Raw genomic sequence first — 15648 nt, forward strand, 5'->3', positions numbered from 1 at the left:
CCGGGTGCCGCCCCCGCCGTGTCGTTACCGTCGGGCCATGAGCATCCGAGCCGTGGTCCGGGACGTCGGCGACACCCTCTTCGACTGCACGAGCGCCGATCGCGCCGGCATGCGCGCGCACCTGGCCGCCGAGGGTCTGCTCGAGGTCTTCGGTACGGCGGAGCAGGCGCTCGCACGCTGGAGGGAGGCCACCGAGCTGCACTGGGGGCGCTTCTCCGCGGGGGAGACGACCTTCGAAGGGCAGCGCCGCGACCGCGTGCGGACGTTCCTGTCCGCCGAACTGAGCGACGCGGAGAGCGACGACTGGTTCCGGCGTTACATCGGTCACTACGAGTCCGCCTGGGCCCTCTTCCCGGACGCCGTGCCCGCCCTGGACGCCGGCTACCGGCACGCGGTGCTGTCCAACTCCAGCCTCAGCGTCCAGGACCGCAAGCTGCGCGTCCTCGGCGTCCACGGCCGCTTCGAGACCATCCTGTGCGCGGCCGAGCTGGGCGTCTCCAAGCCCGAGGCCGCCGCCTTCCACGCCGCCTGCGACGCCCTGCGCCTCGCCCCGCACGAGGTGGCCTACGTCGGCGACCACCCGGACATCGACGGGCGCGGCGCGGCCGAGGCGGGCCTGCTGTCGGTGTGGATCGACCGTGACGGAGCGCGTACTGGCGGTGATGCGCCCCCGCGTCCGCACCGGATCTCGACCCTCGCCGAACTCCCGGCGGTCCTCGGCGGCGATACCCGTTTTGGAGCCCGGTCCACCTTCGGGTAATGTTCTTCCTGCGCCGCCGGGGAGCGGGCCGAAAGGCCGGGACCCGGGGGAGCGAAACTAGAACGAGATCCCCGCAGGGGGCTTGAGTTCCAGTGGCCTATGGTGTAATTGGCAGCACGACTGATTCTGGTTCAGTTAGTCTTGGTTCGAGTCCAGGTAGGCCAGCTCGCAGAGCTTATCTGCAAAGCCCCCGTTGTGTAGCGGCCTAGCACGCTGCCCTCTCAAGGCAGTAGCGCCGGTTCGAATCCGGTCGGGGGTACTGATCTCGATCATGTCGGGATCGCTAGGGCCCCCGTTGTGTAGCGGCCTAGCACGCCGCCCTCTCAAGGCGGTAGCGCCGGTTCGAATCCGGTCGGGGGTACTGACTGGTCTAAACCATCATTGGTCTATGGTGTAATTGGCAGCACGACTGATTCTGGTTCAGTTAGTCTTGGTTCGAGTCCAGGTAGACCAGCTCGGACCTGCGGCGGTGCAGTATTGAACGCCTGCAGTGTCCACGCCCCCGTTGTGTAGCGGCCTAGCACGCCGCCCTCTCAAGGCGGTAGCGCCGGTTCGAATCCGGTCGGGGGTACACGGTACGAAGGCCCTCCACCTCGGTGGAGGGCCTTCGTCGTTCACTGGAAGCCGTACCGGCGTGCCGACTCCTCCTCCTGTGCCAGCCGGTGCAGCGCCTGGAGCATCGGCTCGACCAGGATCGCCCCCAGCACCGCCGCCTCGATCTTCTCGGCCTCCGTCGGCTGCGTCTCCACGAAGTCCAGGTCCAGCTCGGCGGCCCGGTGCATCAACCGTGCGTAGCCCACCAGCAGTTCGGGACTCCAGTCGTAGCCGAGCCGGCGCAGCGCGGCCATCGCCACGACCAGGGAGCGGAAGGCGGGGGAGATGGTCGTCAGCAGCGCGGCGTTGGACCAGCCCAGCGTCGCGAGCAGCCGCTTCGCCTCCTGCTGGGCGCCTCGCACGAACTCGTCGTCGGCGTCCGGGTCCGGCACCTGCGGCAGCGCCCACAGGGCCGCGCCCAGACGGACCGTGCGGCCGAGGGAGTCGTCGTCGACGTGGCCCAGCACCGCCCGGACCGTCGCCACCGGCAGCCGGCCCACCTGGATCATCGCCCGGACCAGCCGCAGCCGGCGCAGATGCTCCTCGTCGTACTCGGCCGTCGTCGTGTTGACCTGCCGGCCGGGCGGCAGCAGCCCCTCGCGCAGGTAGTACTTGATCGTCGCGGTGGAAACCCCGCTGCGCTCGCTCAGCTCCGCCAGCCGCATCCCTTGCGTCCCTCCTTGGATAACGGCACTATCCAAGCACGGTGCTGTTGGATAGCGCCGCTCACCGACGAGGGGGCTCGATGTTCGGGAAGCACATCACCGCCGGGCGCACCACCGCGGACACCAAGGGCGACGTCGTCGTCCTGCTGATCGGGATGCGCATCAACCGCTTCTGGGCGGTGCACCAGTGGCTGCCGGTGTTCCTGGCGATGCCGCGCATGCTGCGCGAGCTGAGCCGGGACCGAAGCCGGGGACTGCTCGGCCACGTCCTGCTGACGGCGTCACCGCGGACGTACTACGTCGTGCAGTACTGGGAGTCGAAGGAGAAACTCTACGCCTACGCGCACGACCCCGGCGCCCTGCACCACTCGGTGTGGGCCACGATCAACCGCCTGGAGAAGGCCGGCAAGGTCCGCGGGCGCGTGGGACTGTGGCACGAGGCGTACATCGTGCCGGAGGGGTCGCACGAATCGATCTACGCCGACATGCCGGCGTTCGGGCTGGCCGCCGCCCACGGGCAGGTGCCGCTCGCCGCGCGCGGGCGGTACGCGAAGGACCGCTTCGCCCACCGCTCGCAGGCGAGCGCCTGACCGTTGGCCGCGCGGGCACCGGTCCGCTGTGGCCGGTCGCGCAGTTCCCGGCGTCCCTGGGTGGGCTCTGGGGTGCGCGGCCGCCGTGCACGCCTGGTGGGGTGTACGGGCGTGGAAGAGGGCCCGCCGCGGCGTTGAGGCGGGCCCTCCTCGGTGTCGCGTGGGGGTCAGCCCGTGCGGCGCAGGGCCTCCGAGAGGCGGGCGGCGGCGTCGATGACCGCCTGGGCGTGCATACGGCCCGGGTGGCGCGTGAGGCGCTCGATGGGGCCGGAGACCGACACGGCGGCCACCACGCGGTTGGAGGGGCCGCGCACGGGCGCGGAGACCGACGCGACACCCGGCTCGCGCTCACCGATCGACTGGGCCCAGCCGCGGCGCCGTACGCCCGAGAGGGCCGTCGCCGTGAAGCGGGCGCCCTGCAGGCCGCGGTGGAGGCGCTCGGGCTCCTCCCAGGCCATCAGGACCTGCGCGGACGAGCCCGCCTTCATCGTGAGCGTGGAGCCGACCGGGACCGTGTCCCGCAGTCCGGACAGGCGCTCCGCGGCGGCGACGCAGATACGCATGTCACCCTGGCGGCGATAGAGCTGCGCGCTCTCGCCCGTGACGTCCCGCAGGTGCGTGAGCACCGGGCCGGCGGTGGCGAGGAGACGGTCCTCACCCGCCGCGGCGGCCAGTTCTGCCAGCCGAGGGCCGAGAATGAAACGTCCCTGCATGTCACGCGCCACCATGCGGTGGTGTTCCAATGCCACGGCCAGGCGGTGAGCCGTGGGTCGAGCCAGTCCGGTGGCCGCGACCAGACCCGCGAGGGTGGCCGGACCGGACTCCAGAGCGCTCAGGACGAGGGCCGCCTTGTCCAGAACGCCGACGCCGCTACTGTTGTCCATGCAACGATACTCGCGTCTCACTCTGTGAAACGCAAGTTCAATTTTCTCCGGAACCCGCCACTCTGGATGTCACGAAGGCACAGCGGCCCGCGGATCAACGGGCCTGGTGGCCGTTGTCCGGACGCACGGGGCACGGGCAACGCCTCCTCAAGATCTCTAGTTGGGCCGGTGGACGCTTGCCGGCCGGAGGGAAAGCGATGGGTAGGACACTCGCGGAGAAGGTCTGGGACGACCACGTCGTCCGGCGCGCCGAGGGCGAGCCCGACCTCCTCTTCATCGATCTGCACCTGCTGCACGAGGTGACCAGCCCGCAGGCCTTCGACGGCCTCCGCAAGAGCGGCCGCCGGGTGCGCCGGCTCGACCTGACCATCGCCACCGAGGACCACAACACCCCGACCCTCGACATCGACAAGCCCATCGCGGACCCCGTCTCCCGGGTCCAGCTGGAGACGCTGCGCAAGAACGCCGCCGAGTTCGGCGTGCGGCTGCACCCGCTGGGCGACGTCGAGCAGGGCGTCGTGCACGTGGTCGGCCCCCAGCTGGGCCTGACCCAGCCCGGCACCACCGTGGTCTGCGGTGACTCCCACACCTCCACGCACGGTGCCTTCGGCGCGCTGGCGTTCGGCATCGGCACCTCGCAGGTCGAGCACGTGCTGGCCACCCAGACGCTGCCCATGGCCCGCCCCAAGACCATGGCGATCACGGTCGACGGCGAGCTGCCCGAGGGCGTCACCGCCAAGGACCTGATCCTGGCGATCATCGCGAAGATCGGCACCGGCGGCGGCCAGGGCTACGTCCTGGAGTACCGCGGCTCCGCCATCGAGAAGCTCTCGATGGAGGCCCGGATGACCATCTGCAACATGTCGATCGAGGCCGGCGCCCGCGCGGGCATGATCGCCCCCGACGAGACGACCTTCGCGTACCTCAAGGGCCGCCCGCACGCCCCCGAGGGCGACGACTGGGACGCCGCCGTGGCGTACTGGAAGACGCTGAAGACGGACGACGACGCCGAGTTCGACGCCGAGGTCGTCATCGACGCCGCCGCACTGTCGCCGTTCGTCACCTGGGGCACCAACCCCGGCCAGGGTGCGCCGCTTTCCGCGTCCGTCCCCGACCCGGCTTCGTACGAAGACCCTTCGGAGCGCTTCGCCGCCGAAAAGGCCCTGGAGTACATGGGGTTGGAGGCCGGCCAGCCGCTGCGGTCCATCAAGGTGGACACCGTCTTCGTAGGCTCCTGCACCAACGGCCGCATCGAGGACCTGCGTGCCGCGGCCGACCTGCTGCGGGGCCGCAAAGTCGCCGACGGCGTACGGATGCTGGTCGTCCCGGGTTCTGCCCGGGTGGGCCTGCAGGCCGTCTCCGAGGGCCTCGACGTGGTCTTCAAGGAGGCCGGCGCCGAGTGGCGGCACGCGGGCTGCTCCATGTGCCTGGGCATGAACCCCGACCAGCTGGCCCCCGGTGAGCGCTCCGCGTCCACCTCCAACCGCAACTTCGAGGGCCGGCAGGGCAAGGGCGGCCGTACCCACCTGGTGTCGCCGCAGGTCGCGGCCGCGACCGCGGTCCTGGGGCACCTGGCCTCGCCCGCCGACCTGACCGACGCCGAGACCCGTACGCCCGCTGGAGTCTGAGGATCATGGAAGCTTTCACCACGCACACCGGCCGGGCCGTCCCGCTGCGCCGCAGCAACGTGGACACCGACCAGATCATCCCCGCCCACTGGCTCAAGAAGGTCACCCGCGACGGGTTCGAGGACGGGCTGTTCGAGGCCTGGCGCAAGGACCCCGAGTTCGTGCTGAACCGTCCCGAGCGGCAGGGTGCCACCGTCCTGGTCGCCGGCCCCGACTTCGGCACCGGCTCCTCCCGTGAGCACGCGGTGTGGGCGCTGCAGAACTACGGCTTCAAGGCCGTGATCTCCTCCCGCTTCGCCGACATCTTCCGCGGCAACTCGCTGAAGAACGGCCTGCTCACCGTGGTCCTGGACCAGCAGACCGTGGACGCGCTGTGGGACCTGGTCGAGAAGGACCCCACCGCTGAGGTCACCGTGGACCTTGAGGCGCGTGAGGTGCGCGCCGAGGGCATCACCGCCTCCTTCGAGCTGGACGAGAACTCCCGCTGGCGGCTGCTGAACGGTCTGGACGACATCTCCATCACCCTGCAGAACGAGGCGGACATCGCCGCGTACGAGGCGAAGCGGCCCTCCTTCAAGCCGCGCACCCTCCAGGTCTGAACCTTCGGCGCGGCCCGGCCCCCCGAAGGGCGGGTTTCGGCCACCGCATCACCCCCTCTGTACCCCCGATCGGACCGATCGGGGGTACAGGCATGTCCGGGCCCGTACGGCCCCGTCGGCCGGTCGATCACCGTTCAACTTCCCACGTTACGGCGGTGGTTGCCGGGGTACCCGAGGCTCCGGAACGCGTCCCCCCGGTGCGCCGGGACGGCTGTCGGAGGCGGCAGTTGCCCCCTGCGCGGGCGACAACTCGCCCCAGATGGCACAATCTGTGCATGGAACACGACGGCCAACTCGAGCTCTATGCGGCGGTCGCGGACCAACTGAAACAAGCGCACACCCGGGTGCGCGCACTGCAAGTCCCGGAGGGCGTACGGATGGCGCTGACCCGGAAGCTGCTGGTCATTACGGCCGCGGCCAAACACGATCTTGCCGGTGCGACAAGGCGGCTGGAGCGGTTCATGGCGGACCTCGACGCGGGACGCATCCCCGAAGAGGACCACTGAACACATCCGCGATCGCCGAGTTCGTTGCGGCACAAGGGTGATAAGCCCGTTTCGTGTTTGATTTGCGGTATATATCTGCCTAACGTGCGAAAAAGCTTGAACACTTTCGTTCTGGCGATGTCTCCGAAGGGGAAGACGTGAACAAGGCGCAGCTCGTAGAAGCGATTGCCGACAAGATGGGTGGCCGCCAGCAGGCCGCCGATGCTGTCGACGCGGTCCTGGACGCCATCGTCCGCTCGGTCGTCGGGGGCGACCGGGTCTCGGTCACCGGGTTCGGTTCCTTCGAGAAGGTCGACCGGCCGGCCCGCTACGCCCGTAACCCGCAGACGGGCGAGCGGGTTCGGGTCAAGAAGACCTCCGTTCCGCGCTTCCGCGCGGGCCAGGGCTTCAAGGACCTGGTCAGCGGGTCGAAGAAGCTCCCGAAGAACGACATCGCGGTGAAGAAGGCCCCGAAGGGCAGCCTGTCCGGCGCGCCGCCCACCATCGCCAAGTCCGCGGGCAAGAAGGCCGCGGCCAAGAAGACGACGGCGGCGGCCGCGAAGAAGACCACCACCGCCAAGAAGGCGACCCCGGCGAAGAAGACCACCACGGCCGCCGCGAAGAAGACCACGGCCAAGAAGGCGAGCCCGGCGAAGAAGACCACGACGGGGGCCGCCAAGAAGACGACCGCGGCGAAGACCACGGCCGCCGCGAAGAAGACCACGGCGAAGAAGGCCCCGGCGAAGAAGGCGACCGCCAAGAAGGCGCCCGCCAAGAAGTCGTCGGCGCGCAAGACCGCCGCGAAGAAGACGACCGCGCGCTAGGAGGCGACGCGCAAGGGTTGCTCACGCGCCGGGCCGGACTCCCTGACGGAGTCCGGCCCGCGGCGTGTGCTGGACCCGATGTCCTGGTGGCGCAGTGGTTTTGGGACGGGATGGCCCGGCCGGGACCCGCGTCGACACGTCTGCGACGCGTCCGAGACCCGTGTCAGAACGTCTGCAGGGTCACCAGCGTGACGCGGCGGGACTCTCCCTCGCCCTCCGTCTCGATCCGCACCCGCTGACCCGGGCGCAGCAGCCGCAGGCCGCCCGCGTCGAAGGCCGGGGCGTCGAAGGGCACCGGGGTGCCGTCGTCGAGGAGCACCTGACCGGAGCGGGTCCCGGGGTCGTACGTGTATGCGGTCGCGTGCATGACGGTCAGCCTACTGCCCGCGGATCAGCAGCCGCGCGGCCGCCGCGGCCGTCCGGGGGCCCACACCGAGGGACAGCGCGGCGCGCAGGTCCTCGCCGGTGTCCACGTCCTGGCGTACCGAATCCACCCGGTCCAGGGGCAGCTCGACCGCGCCGGACGCGCGGTGACGGGCACGGGAGTCCGGGCCGAATGCCGGATGCAATTCCTGGCCCACGGCCGCCGACAGCAGCGTGGTGCCGATTTCCGCCGCGTCCGGGAGAAAAGCGCGCGGGAATGCGGCGGCCGAATCGAGGACCCGGGCCAATTCCGGCGGCCGCAGGGCCGGCAGATCGGCGTTGAGGGCCGCCACGGCGGTCCGGGGATCCTTGGCACGTACGACCGCGGTCGCGTGCGCCAGGGCCGCGTTCAGGCCGCTGGAGGGGGCGTCGGGGACGATACGGGCCCCCAGGGCCGCCAGCTCCCGGCCGGCCAGCGCGTCGTTCGTGACGACCGCCACACCGCCCACCGCGCCACAGGCCAGCGCCGCCGCGACCGTGTCCTGCGCGAAGGCGAGCGCCAGGCCCGGGCGCACCCCGTCCCCGGCCGTGTCCGCGAGCCTGCTCTTGGCCCGCGCCAGAGGCTTCAGGGGGATGACCAAGGTCCACTGCACCGGCGTACCGTCCCTCTCGTGTCCTCGACATTGTCGCCGGGCGAGCTCCTGTGCCGGACAGCGGGGGCAGGGTGCGAAGCTCCGCGCGAGGGCGGTGGTGGGTGACGGGCGGGCGTACGGTGTTCTCGACAGACCGGCGGCCCGGGGCGACACTTGTGCGGCCCCACGGGCCCCCGGTGGCAAGCCCTAGAGGAAGGTGTCCGCGTGCCCCGCCGCAGAATCGGCTTCTGGTACCGCTTCGCCGCGGTGATCTGCAAACCGCCGCTGGTGTTTCTGCTCAAGCGGGACTGGCGCGGAATGGAGAACATTCCGGCCGACGGCGGATTCATCACCGTGGTGAACCACAATTCGCACGTCGACCCCTTCGCATACGCCCACTACCAGTACAACACCGGCCGGGTCCCGCGATTCCTGGCCAAGAGCGGGCTTTTCAAGAAGGGCTTCGTCGGCGCCGCCATGCGCGGCACCGGCCAGATCCCCGTCTACCGCGAGTCCACCGACGCGCTCAGCGCCTTCCGGGCCGCGATCGACGCCGTGGAACGCGGCGAGTGCGTCGCCTTCTACCCCGAGGGCACCCTCACCCGCGACCCCAACGGCTGGCCCATGACCGGCAAGACGGGCGCCGCGCGCGTCGCCCTGCAGACCAGGTGCCCGGTCATCCCGGTCGCCCAGTGGGGCTGCAACGAGCTGCTGCCGCCGTACGCCAAGAAGCCGGACCTCTTCCCGCGCAAGACCCACCGCGTGCTGGCCGGGCCGCCCGTGGACCTCTCCCGCTTCTACGGCAAGGAGATGACCGCGGACGTGCTGAAGGAGGCCACCGAGGTCATCATGGCGGCCATCACCCGCCAGCTGGAGGAGATCCGCGGCGAGAAGGCGCCCGCCACGCCGTACGACCCGCGCCGCGAGCGCATCGAGCAGCGCCGCCGTACCCAGGCCGAGGCGCGGACGCAGGGCAAGCAGGCGGAAGGACAGGGCACGTGAGCAAGCCGGTCACGCCGGTCAAGGCAGCCGTCTTCAGCGCCGGTTCGTGGGGCACCGCCTTCGGCATGGTCCTCGCCGACGCCGGGTGCGAGGTCGTGCTGTGGGCACGCCGCCCCGAGGTCGCCGAGGCGATCAACTCCACCCGGACCAACCCCGACTACTTCCCCGGCGTGGAGCTGCCCGAGAACCTCCGCGCCACCACCGACCCCGCCGAGGCGGCCGCCGGCGCCGACTTCACCGTGCTGTCGGTGCCCTCCCAGACGCTGCGCGCCAACCTCGCCGAGTGGACCCCGCTGCTCGCCCCGCGCACCGTGCTGGTGTCGCTGATGAAGGGCGTCGAGCTGGGTACGACCATGCGGATGAGCGAGGTGATCGAGGACGTCGCCAAGGTGGGCCCGGAACGCGTCGCCGTGGTCACCGGACCCAACCTGGCCCGCGAGATCGCCGCCCGGATGCCGGCCGCGGCCGTCGTCGCCTGCACCGACGAGGCGGTCGCGCAGCGCCTGCAGACCGTCTGCCACACGCCGTACTTCCGGCCGTACACCAACACCGACGTCGTCGGCTGCGAACTGGGCGGTGCCGTCAAGAACGTCATCGGCCTCGCCGTCGGCATCGCGGACGGCATGGGGCTCGGCGACAACGCCAAGGGCTCGCTCATCACCCGCGGCCTCGCCGAGACCACCCGGCTGGGCCTGGCGATGGGCGCCGACCCGATGACGTTCTCCGGACTCGCGGGCCTCGGCGACCTCGTGGCCACCTGCTCCTCGCCGCTGTCGCGCAACCACACCTTCGGCACCAACCTCGGCAAGGGCATGACCCTGCAGGAGACCATCGCGGTCACCAAGCAGACCGCCGAGGGCGTCAAGTCCTGCGAGTCGGTGCTGGATCTGGCCCGCCGGCACGGCGTCGACATGCCGATCACCGAGACCGTCGTGTCCATCGTGCACGAGGGCAAGTCGCCGGTGGTCGCCCTCAAGGAGCTGATGTCGCGCAGCGCCAAGCCCGAACGGCGCTGACCGGCGCCCGTCCGCGCGACGCTGCGCGACCGGGCGGGGGACACGCAGTCACCGTGGCCCGGCGGGCGCTGACTCGGGGAATACCAACGGGTACTCTCAACGCGATATGAGCACCGAGAACCTCCCCCAGAGCCCTGAGCAGCCGTCCCGCAAGCCGCGCGTGGCCGTCGTGTTCGGCGGACGCAGCTCCGAACACGGGATCTCCATGGTCACGGCCGGCGCCGTCCTGAGCGCCATCGACCGGACGCGGTACGACGTCCTGCCGATCGGCATCACCCGGGAGGGCCGTTGGGTGCTGACGGCCGACGAGCCGGAGCGGATGGCCATCGCCGACCGCCGCACCCCCGAGGTCGACGACATGGCCGAGCCCGGCGACGGCGGCGTAGTGCTCCCCGTCGACCCCGCCAGCCGCGAGGTCGTCTACAGCGAGCCCGGCTCCGTGCCCAAGGCGCTCGGCGAGGTCGACGTGGTCTTCCCGGTGCTGCACGGCCCCTACGGCGAGGACGGCACCCTCCAGGGCCTGCTGGAGCTGTCCGGCGTGCCGTACGTGGGCTCGGGTGTGCTCGCCTCGGCCGTCGGCCAGGACAAGGAGTACATGAAGCGGGTGTTCACCTCCTTCGGGCTCAAGGTCGGCCCGTACGTGGTGATCCGGCCCCGCGAGTGGGAGCGGGACACCGCCGCCGCCCGCAAGAAGATCGTCGACTTCGCCGGCGAGCACGGCTGGCCGCTGTTCGTGAAGCCCGCGCGGGCCGGCTCCTCCATCGGCATCACCAAGGTGGACGACCTCTCCGGCCTGGACGAGGCCATCGAGGAGGCGCAGCGGCACGACCCGAAGATCCTGGTCGAGGCGGCCGTGCGCGGCCGTGAGATCGAGTGCGGCGTGCTGGAGTTCGAGGACGGCCCGCGCGCCTCGGTGCCCGCGGAGATCCCGCCGCCGGACGCTCACGCGTACTACGACTTCGAGGCCAAGTACATCGACTCCACGCCCGGCGTCGTCCCGGCGCCGCTCACCGACGAGCAGACCGCCGAGGTGCGGCGGCTCGCGGTGGACGCCTTCGACGCGGCGTCCTGCGAGGGCCTGGTGCGCGCGGACTTCTTCCTCACCGAGGACGGCGAGTTCGTCATCAACGAGATCAACACGATGCCCGGCTTCACGCCCATCTCGATGTACCCGCAGATGTGGCAGGCCACCGGCGTCGGCTACCCCGAGCTGGTCGACCGCCTCATCCAGGCGGCGCTGCGCAGGTCCACGGGCCTGCGCTAGGCGCGACACCCCCTAGGGCCTCCGGCGGCCCTTGAGTCGCTCAGTCGGCGATCCCCTCGGGGATCGCCTTCTTGATGCCCGGTGCCAGGTCGATCAGGGGCGCCACGCCGTCCGCCGTACGCCCCGCGGGGATCGTCACCTCGACGTAGGCCTTGCGCAGGCTCGTCGTGAAGCGGAACGAGCCGTCCTGCTGCTTCTCCAGCAGCCAGCCGACCCCGTTCACGTCGACCCCGTCGGCTTCCTCGTCGTTCATCGCCGCGGGCCGCTCCACACCGCACCGCAGTATGATCGCCGGGTCCCCCCAGCCCGCGGTCAGCGGTGACGCGGGGCCGGGGTCCCGGCGGTCCTGGCCGTCGACCCGGGACGGCAGCACCCGGTCCAGCTCCCGGCAGAGCCCCGCGGTCTTCGCCACCGGCGACGGAACCGCGACCGACGCGCTGTCGTCTGCGAAGGAGCAGCCCGCGACGCCGAGGAGCAGGACGAGGGCGGGCAGGCCGAAGGGCCGGTGACGGAAGCAGCTCACCGGCCAAGCGTAGACGGGGGCTACAGATGGACGACCGGGCAGGTCAGTGTGCGGGTGATGCCGTCCACCTGCTGGACCTTGGCGACCACCATGCGCCCCAGGTCGTCGACGGTGTCGGCCTGAGCGCGCACGATGACGTCATAGGGACCCGTGACGTCCTCGGCCTGGATCACTCCAGGGATCTTGCCGATCGTCTCGGCGACGGTCGACGCCTTGCCGACCTCAGTCTGGATCAGGATGTACGCCTGTACCACGGAACCTCCAGGGCGGCCACGAGGATCATGTGGGGAAAAGGAACGCCACGGTACCGCGTCGCCGCTCCCCGCGGGGAGACCTGCGGGAACCGGGCCTTGCGTGCCGGGGTACGGACAGGGCGGACGAGGATGACCGAAGAGACCGCTCAGCGGGGGCCGGTCTCACCGACCGGGCACCTGCGGCCGGTCACTTCGACGGTATCGAGGACACTGGTCCCGCGCGACCGGGCACGGACAACGTCAGCAGGGACGGAAGGGGAGCCAGGACAATGAAGGGCACTGTTGGTGAGCTCGGGGAGTTCGGGCTCATCAGGGAGCTCACCTCCCGTCTCACCACCACCCCGGCGGTCCGGGTGGGCCCCGGCGACGACGCCGCCGTGGTGGCCGCCCCCGACCGGCGGGTCGTGGCCAGCACCGACATCCTGCTGGAGGGCCGGCACTTCCGCCGTGACTGGTCCACGGCCTACGACGTCGGCCGCAAGGCCGCCGCGCAGAACCTCGCCGACATCGCCGCCATGGGCGCCGTCCCGACCGCGCTGCTGCTCGGCCTGGTCGTGCCCGCCGAGCTGCCGGTGACCTGGCCGACGGAGATGATGGACGGTCTGCGCGACGAGTGCCAGGTCGCGGGGGCCTCCGTGGTCGGCGGCGACGTGGTGCGCGGCGACACGATCATGGTGTCGATCACCGCCCTCGGCGACCTGCGCAACCAGGAACCCGTCACCCGGGCCGGCGCGCAGCCCGGTGACCTCGTCGCCGTGACCGGCTGGCTCGGCTGGTCCGCCGCCGGGTACGCGGTGCTCTCCCGCGGTTTCCGCTCGCCGCGCGCCTTCGTCGAGGCCCACCGCCGCCCCGAGCCGCCGTACCACGCCGGTCCGGCCGCCGCGGCGCTCGGCGCGACCGCGATGTGCGACGTCAGCGACGGCCTGATCGCCGACCTCGGACACATCGCCGAGGCCAGCAAGGTGCGCATCGACATCCGCTCCGGCGCCATCGACATCCCCACCCAGATGCACGACATCGGGCAGGCCGTCGGCGTCGACCCGCTCCAGTGGGTGCTGAGCGGGGGAGAGGACCACGCGATCGTCGCGACGTTCCCGTCCGATGCCAAGCTGCCCGCCCGCTGGAAGGTGATCGGCGAGGTGCTCAACCCCTCCGCACTGCCCCAGGTGACCGTCGACGGCGCCCCCTGGACCAGCAAGGGCGGCTGGGACCACTTCGGGGACATCGAGTCATGACCGCGCCGCCCCGGGTGCTCACCGTGGCCGGCTCCGACTCCGGGGGCGGCGCCGGGATCCAGGCCGACCTGAAGACGATGCTCGCGCTCGGCACGCACGGCATGAGCGTGCTCACCGCCGTCACCGCGCAGAACTCCCGCGGCGTGCAGGGCGCTTGGGAGCTGCCGGCCGAGGCGGTGCGCGCGCAGTACCGCAGCGTCGTGGACGACATCGGCGTCCAGGCCGTGAAGACCGGCATGCTCGCCTCCGCCGAACTGGTCGAGACGGTCGCGGAGTTGCTGGCCGGCACGGACGCGCCCGCCGTGGTCGACCCGGTCGGCGTCTCCAAGCACGGCGACGCGCTGCTCGCCGCCTCCGCGCTTCAGGCCGTGCGCACCAAGCTGCTCCCGACGGCCACCGTCGCCACCCCCAACCTCGACGAGGTCGCCCAACTCACCGGCGTGCACGTCGAGTCGGAGGACGACCTGCGGCGGGCCGCGGCGGCCGTCCTGGCGTACGGGCCGCGTTGGGTGGTGATCAAGGGCGGTCATCTGGCCGGGGACGCCGTGGATTTGCTCACGGACGGCTCCGAGGAGCACTGGCTGCGCGCCCCGCGCCACGACAACCGGCACACCCACGGCACCGGTTGCACCCTCGCCTCCGCCATCGCCTGCGGCCTGGCGAAGGGGCAGTCCGTACCGGAGGCGGTCACGGCGGCCAAGGAGTACGTGACCGGGGCCATCGCCGCCGGGTTCGCCCTCGGCGCCGGCATCGGCCCCGTACACCACGGCTGGGCCTTCCCGCGGGCAACCGCCTGAACGGCGCATCCGGGAGGCGACCGCCTGCCACGCAGGGCACGGCCGCCAACGCCTGCGCACGGCCGCCGCGCCGTTCCGGGAGCGGCGCGCCCGCGCCGACCGGGGACACGGGCGGCCCCTTCCGCCGGGCGACCGCCCGAGCGGCGCATCCGGGAGGCGACCGCCTGCCACGGCATGTACGGCCGCCATGTCGCCGCACGGCGGCCGCGGCGCACCGCGCCGGTCGTTCGTCCGGCCGCCATGCCGCCGCCCCGGGAGCGGCGCGCCCGCGCCGCCCGGGGACACGGGCGGCCCCTTCCGCCGGGCGGCGGCCCGGCGCACCGCGCCGGTCGTTCACGCCGGGTACTCCCTGAGGTCGATCGCGGTCGCCGCCCTCTCCGTCAGCCGCTTGAAGAAGCCGGCCAGCATCCGGGAGCTCAGCAGCCGGTACATGCGGTCCCGGCTGCGGATGCGGCGCTCGGTCGCCGGGGCGAAGAACGGGCCCGCGTTGCCGGAGATCTTCTGGCACCCCCGCGCGAAGTCCCGGATGCGCGCCTCGTACTCCGCCAGCGCGACGCGCACGTCGCCGCCCGCCAGCGCCAGCTCCCCGGCGAGGACGTACGCGCCGACGACGGCCACGCCCGTGCCCATGCCGCCCATCGTCGCCCCGTACCCGGCGTCCCCGAGGAGCGCCACCCGGCCCTTCGTCAGCCGGTCGAGGTGGATCTGCGCGATGGCGTCGAAGTACAGGTCGTCGGTCTCCGCCAGCGCCTTCAGCACCGCCGGCGTCTCCCAGCCCATCCCCGCGAACCGCTCGATGAGGATCCGCTTCTGCGCCTCGACGTCCCGGCGGTCGTACGCCAGCTGTTCGGACCGGAACACCAGCAGGGCACCCGCCCGTTCCGGGTCGCCGTCGTAGTTGCCGATGACGACACAGCGGCCCGGCTCGCTGTACAGCCGGCCCGTGCGGTCGAGACCCAAGTGGTTGGGTACGGGGAAACCGGCCACGTAGTGGTCGAAGAAGCGCAGGTGGCGGGACTCGTCGCCGAAGACCAGACGGCGGGTGGCCGAGTGCAGCCCGTCGGCGCCGACGACGAGGTCGAAGCGGCGCGGCGCGCCCCGCTCGAAGGCGGCCTCGACCCCGTCCGGGGTGTCGGTCAGCGCCGTGACCGAGTCGCCGAAGACGTACTCCACACGGTCCTTGGTGCGCTCGTACATGATCCGGGACAGGTCGCCGCGGAAGATCTCCACGTCCCCGCTCATCATCTCCGCGGGCAGGTCCACGCGCGGGGTGCCGTCGGCGTCGACGACGGTCTGCCGGCCCATGCGCGTCCGGTGGGCGTGGACGTCGTCCCAGATGCCGAGGGCGGTGAGCACCCGGCGGTGCACGTGTCCGCGGAAGTCGACCGCGAAGCCGCCGCCGCGCAGCGCGGGCGCCTTCTCGACGACGGTGACCTGCGCGCCGTACCGGGAGAGGGCGAGGGCGAGGGCCGGTCCGGCGACGCTCGCGCCGGAGATCAGGACGGTGAGGTGGCTCAGCTTCTGCGTCATGCG

General features: G+C 71.6%; 18 protein-coding genes and 5 tRNA genes. 16 read left to right on the forward strand and 7 right to left on the reverse strand.

All coding sequences use genetic code 11. The features are described from left to right. The first annotated feature begins 37 nt into the window (after window positions 1-37). The 6 genes from ACZ64A_RS36445 to ACZ64A_RS36470 all read left to right on the forward strand — a co-directional run bounded on the left by ACZ64A_RS36445 (window position 38) and on the right by ACZ64A_RS36470 (window position 1331). Complete coding sequence (locus tag ACZ64A_RS36445) at window positions 38-760, forward strand: HAD family hydrolase (protein WP_469816289.1); 723 nt, start codon at window positions 38-40, stop codon at window positions 758-760. A 93-nt stretch (window positions 761-853) separates the two neighbouring features. Continuing rightward, window positions 854-925 (forward strand) — tRNA-Gln (locus tag ACZ64A_RS36450). Between the two features lie 21 nt (window positions 926-946). After that, window positions 947-1019: transfer RNA gene (locus ACZ64A_RS36455), tRNA-Glu, on the forward strand. Window positions 1020-1048: 29 nt separating this feature from the next. After that, a tRNA-Glu gene (locus tag ACZ64A_RS36460) sits at window positions 1049-1121 on the forward strand. A gap of 21 nt (window positions 1122-1142) precedes the next feature. Continuing rightward, window positions 1143-1214: transfer RNA gene (locus ACZ64A_RS36465), tRNA-Gln, on the forward strand. 44 nt (window positions 1215-1258) lie between these two features. Further along, window positions 1259-1331 (forward strand) — tRNA-Glu (locus ACZ64A_RS36470). A 43-nt stretch (window positions 1332-1374) separates the two neighbouring features. Here the strand turns inward: ACZ64A_RS36470 and ACZ64A_RS36475 are convergent. After that, a complete protein-coding gene (locus ACZ64A_RS36475) occupies window positions 1375-2019 on the reverse strand; it encodes a MerR family transcriptional regulator (protein ID WP_469816291.1) in 645 nt (214 codons plus the stop codon). Window positions 2020-2099: 80 nt separating this feature from the next. Between ACZ64A_RS36475 and ACZ64A_RS36480 the strand changes: the two genes are divergently transcribed. Continuing rightward, a complete protein-coding gene (locus tag ACZ64A_RS36480) occupies window positions 2100-2609 on the forward strand; it encodes a DUF4188 domain-containing protein (protein WP_469816293.1) in 510 nt (169 codons plus the stop codon). 167 nt (window positions 2610-2776) lie between these two features. Here ACZ64A_RS36480 and ndgR read toward each other — a convergent pair whose 3' ends face one another. Then, complete coding sequence (gene ndgR / locus ACZ64A_RS36485; protein WP_361627730.1) at window positions 2777-3493, reverse strand: IclR family transcriptional regulator NdgR; 717 nt, start codon at window positions 3491-3493, stop codon at window positions 2777-2779. A gap of 197 nt (window positions 3494-3690) precedes the next feature. Here ndgR and leuC point away from each other — a divergent pair, with 197 nt between their 5' ends. The 4 genes from leuC to ACZ64A_RS36505 all read left to right on the forward strand — a co-directional run bounded on the left by leuC (window position 3691) and on the right by ACZ64A_RS36505 (window position 7029). Then, window positions 3691-5121, forward strand: coding sequence for a 3-isopropylmalate dehydratase large subunit (leuC, locus tag ACZ64A_RS36490; RefSeq protein ID WP_469816295.1), 1431 nt, complete (start codon window positions 3691-3693; stop codon window positions 5119-5121). A 5-nt stretch (window positions 5122-5126) separates the two neighbouring features. Then, on the forward strand, window positions 5127-5720 hold the full coding sequence (gene leuD, locus ACZ64A_RS36495) for a 3-isopropylmalate dehydratase small subunit (RefSeq protein WP_469816297.1): 594 nt from the start codon (window positions 5127-5129) through the stop codon (window positions 5718-5720). 275 nt (window positions 5721-5995) lie between these two features. Then, window positions 5996-6226 (forward strand): SCO5555 family protein, encoded by a 231-nt coding sequence (locus tag ACZ64A_RS36500; RefSeq protein WP_469816299.1) that lies wholly within the window; start codon window positions 5996-5998, stop codon window positions 6224-6226. Between the two features lie 137 nt (window positions 6227-6363). Next, window positions 6364-7029, forward strand: coding sequence for an HU family DNA-binding protein (locus ACZ64A_RS36505; protein ID WP_469816301.1), 666 nt, complete (start codon window positions 6364-6366; stop codon window positions 7027-7029). A gap of 163 nt (window positions 7030-7192) precedes the next feature. Here ACZ64A_RS36505 and ACZ64A_RS36510 read toward each other — a convergent pair whose 3' ends face one another. Both ACZ64A_RS36510 and cofC read right to left on the reverse strand, forming a co-directional pair. Beyond that, window positions 7193-7396: a hypothetical protein gene (locus ACZ64A_RS36510; RefSeq protein ID WP_469816303.1), complete on the reverse strand. Its 204-nt coding sequence runs from the start codon at window positions 7394-7396 to the stop codon at window positions 7193-7195. 10 nt (window positions 7397-7406) lie between these two features. Further along, window positions 7407-8045 (reverse strand): 2-phospho-L-lactate guanylyltransferase, encoded by a 639-nt coding sequence (cofC, locus tag ACZ64A_RS36515; protein ID WP_469816305.1) that lies wholly within the window; start codon window positions 8043-8045, stop codon window positions 7407-7409. A 204-nt stretch (window positions 8046-8249) separates the two neighbouring features. Between cofC and ACZ64A_RS36520 the strand changes: the two genes are divergently transcribed. The 3 genes from ACZ64A_RS36520 (at window position 8250) to ACZ64A_RS36530 (ending at window position 11306) form a co-directional block, all read left to right on the forward strand. Next, window positions 8250-9026, forward strand: a complete 777-nt coding sequence (locus ACZ64A_RS36520; RefSeq protein ID WP_469816307.1) for a lysophospholipid acyltransferase family protein — start codon at window positions 8250-8252, stop codon at window positions 9024-9026. Next, the gene (locus ACZ64A_RS36525; protein ID WP_469816309.1) at window positions 9023-10042 is read left to right on the forward strand and encodes an NAD(P)H-dependent glycerol-3-phosphate dehydrogenase; all 1020 of its coding nucleotides are present in this window, start codon (window positions 9023-9025) and stop codon (window positions 10040-10042) included. Before ACZ64A_RS36520 ends, ACZ64A_RS36525 begins: the two co-directional genes overlap by 4 nt. A gap of 106 nt (window positions 10043-10148) precedes the next feature. Then, window positions 10149-11306 (forward strand): D-alanine--D-alanine ligase family protein, encoded by a 1158-nt coding sequence (locus tag ACZ64A_RS36530; protein WP_469816311.1) that lies wholly within the window; start codon window positions 10149-10151, stop codon window positions 11304-11306. Between the two features lie 40 nt (window positions 11307-11346). Here the strand turns inward: ACZ64A_RS36530 and ACZ64A_RS36535 are convergent, their stop codons facing one another. Together ACZ64A_RS36535 and ACZ64A_RS36540 are read right to left on the reverse strand one after the other, a co-directional pair. After that, window positions 11347-11829, reverse strand: coding sequence for a DUF3515 domain-containing protein (locus ACZ64A_RS36535; RefSeq protein ID WP_469816313.1), 483 nt, complete (start codon window positions 11827-11829; stop codon window positions 11347-11349). A 20-nt stretch (window positions 11830-11849) separates the two neighbouring features. Next, window positions 11850-12083, reverse strand: a complete 234-nt coding sequence (locus ACZ64A_RS36540) for an Lrp/AsnC family transcriptional regulator (protein WP_029384521.1) — start codon at window positions 12081-12083, stop codon at window positions 11850-11852. Window positions 12084-12352: 269 nt separating this feature from the next. Here ACZ64A_RS36540 and ACZ64A_RS36545 point away from each other — a divergent pair, with 269 nt between their 5' ends. Both ACZ64A_RS36545 and thiD read left to right on the forward strand, forming a co-directional pair. Continuing rightward, window positions 12353-13318 carry a thiamine-phosphate kinase gene (locus ACZ64A_RS36545; protein ID WP_469816315.1) on the forward strand — a complete coding sequence of 322 codons (966 nt, stop codon included), beginning with the start codon at window positions 12353-12355 and terminating at the stop codon, window positions 13316-13318. Further along, window positions 13315-14115, forward strand: a complete 801-nt coding sequence (thiD, locus tag ACZ64A_RS36550; protein ID WP_469816317.1) for a bifunctional hydroxymethylpyrimidine kinase/phosphomethylpyrimidine kinase — start codon at window positions 13315-13317, stop codon at window positions 14113-14115. Before ACZ64A_RS36545 ends, thiD begins: the two co-directional genes overlap by 4 nt. Window positions 14116-14448: 333 nt before the next feature. Here the strand turns inward: thiD and ACZ64A_RS36555 are convergent, their stop codons facing one another. Further along, the gene (locus ACZ64A_RS36555; protein WP_469816319.1) at window positions 14449-15645 is read right to left on the reverse strand and encodes an FAD-dependent monooxygenase; all 1197 of its coding nucleotides are present in this window, start codon (window positions 15643-15645) and stop codon (window positions 14449-14451) included. Between the last annotated feature and the right edge of the window lie 3 nt (window positions 15646-15648).

It is taken from the genome of Streptomyces sp. NPDC104814 (assembly GCF_055583185.1).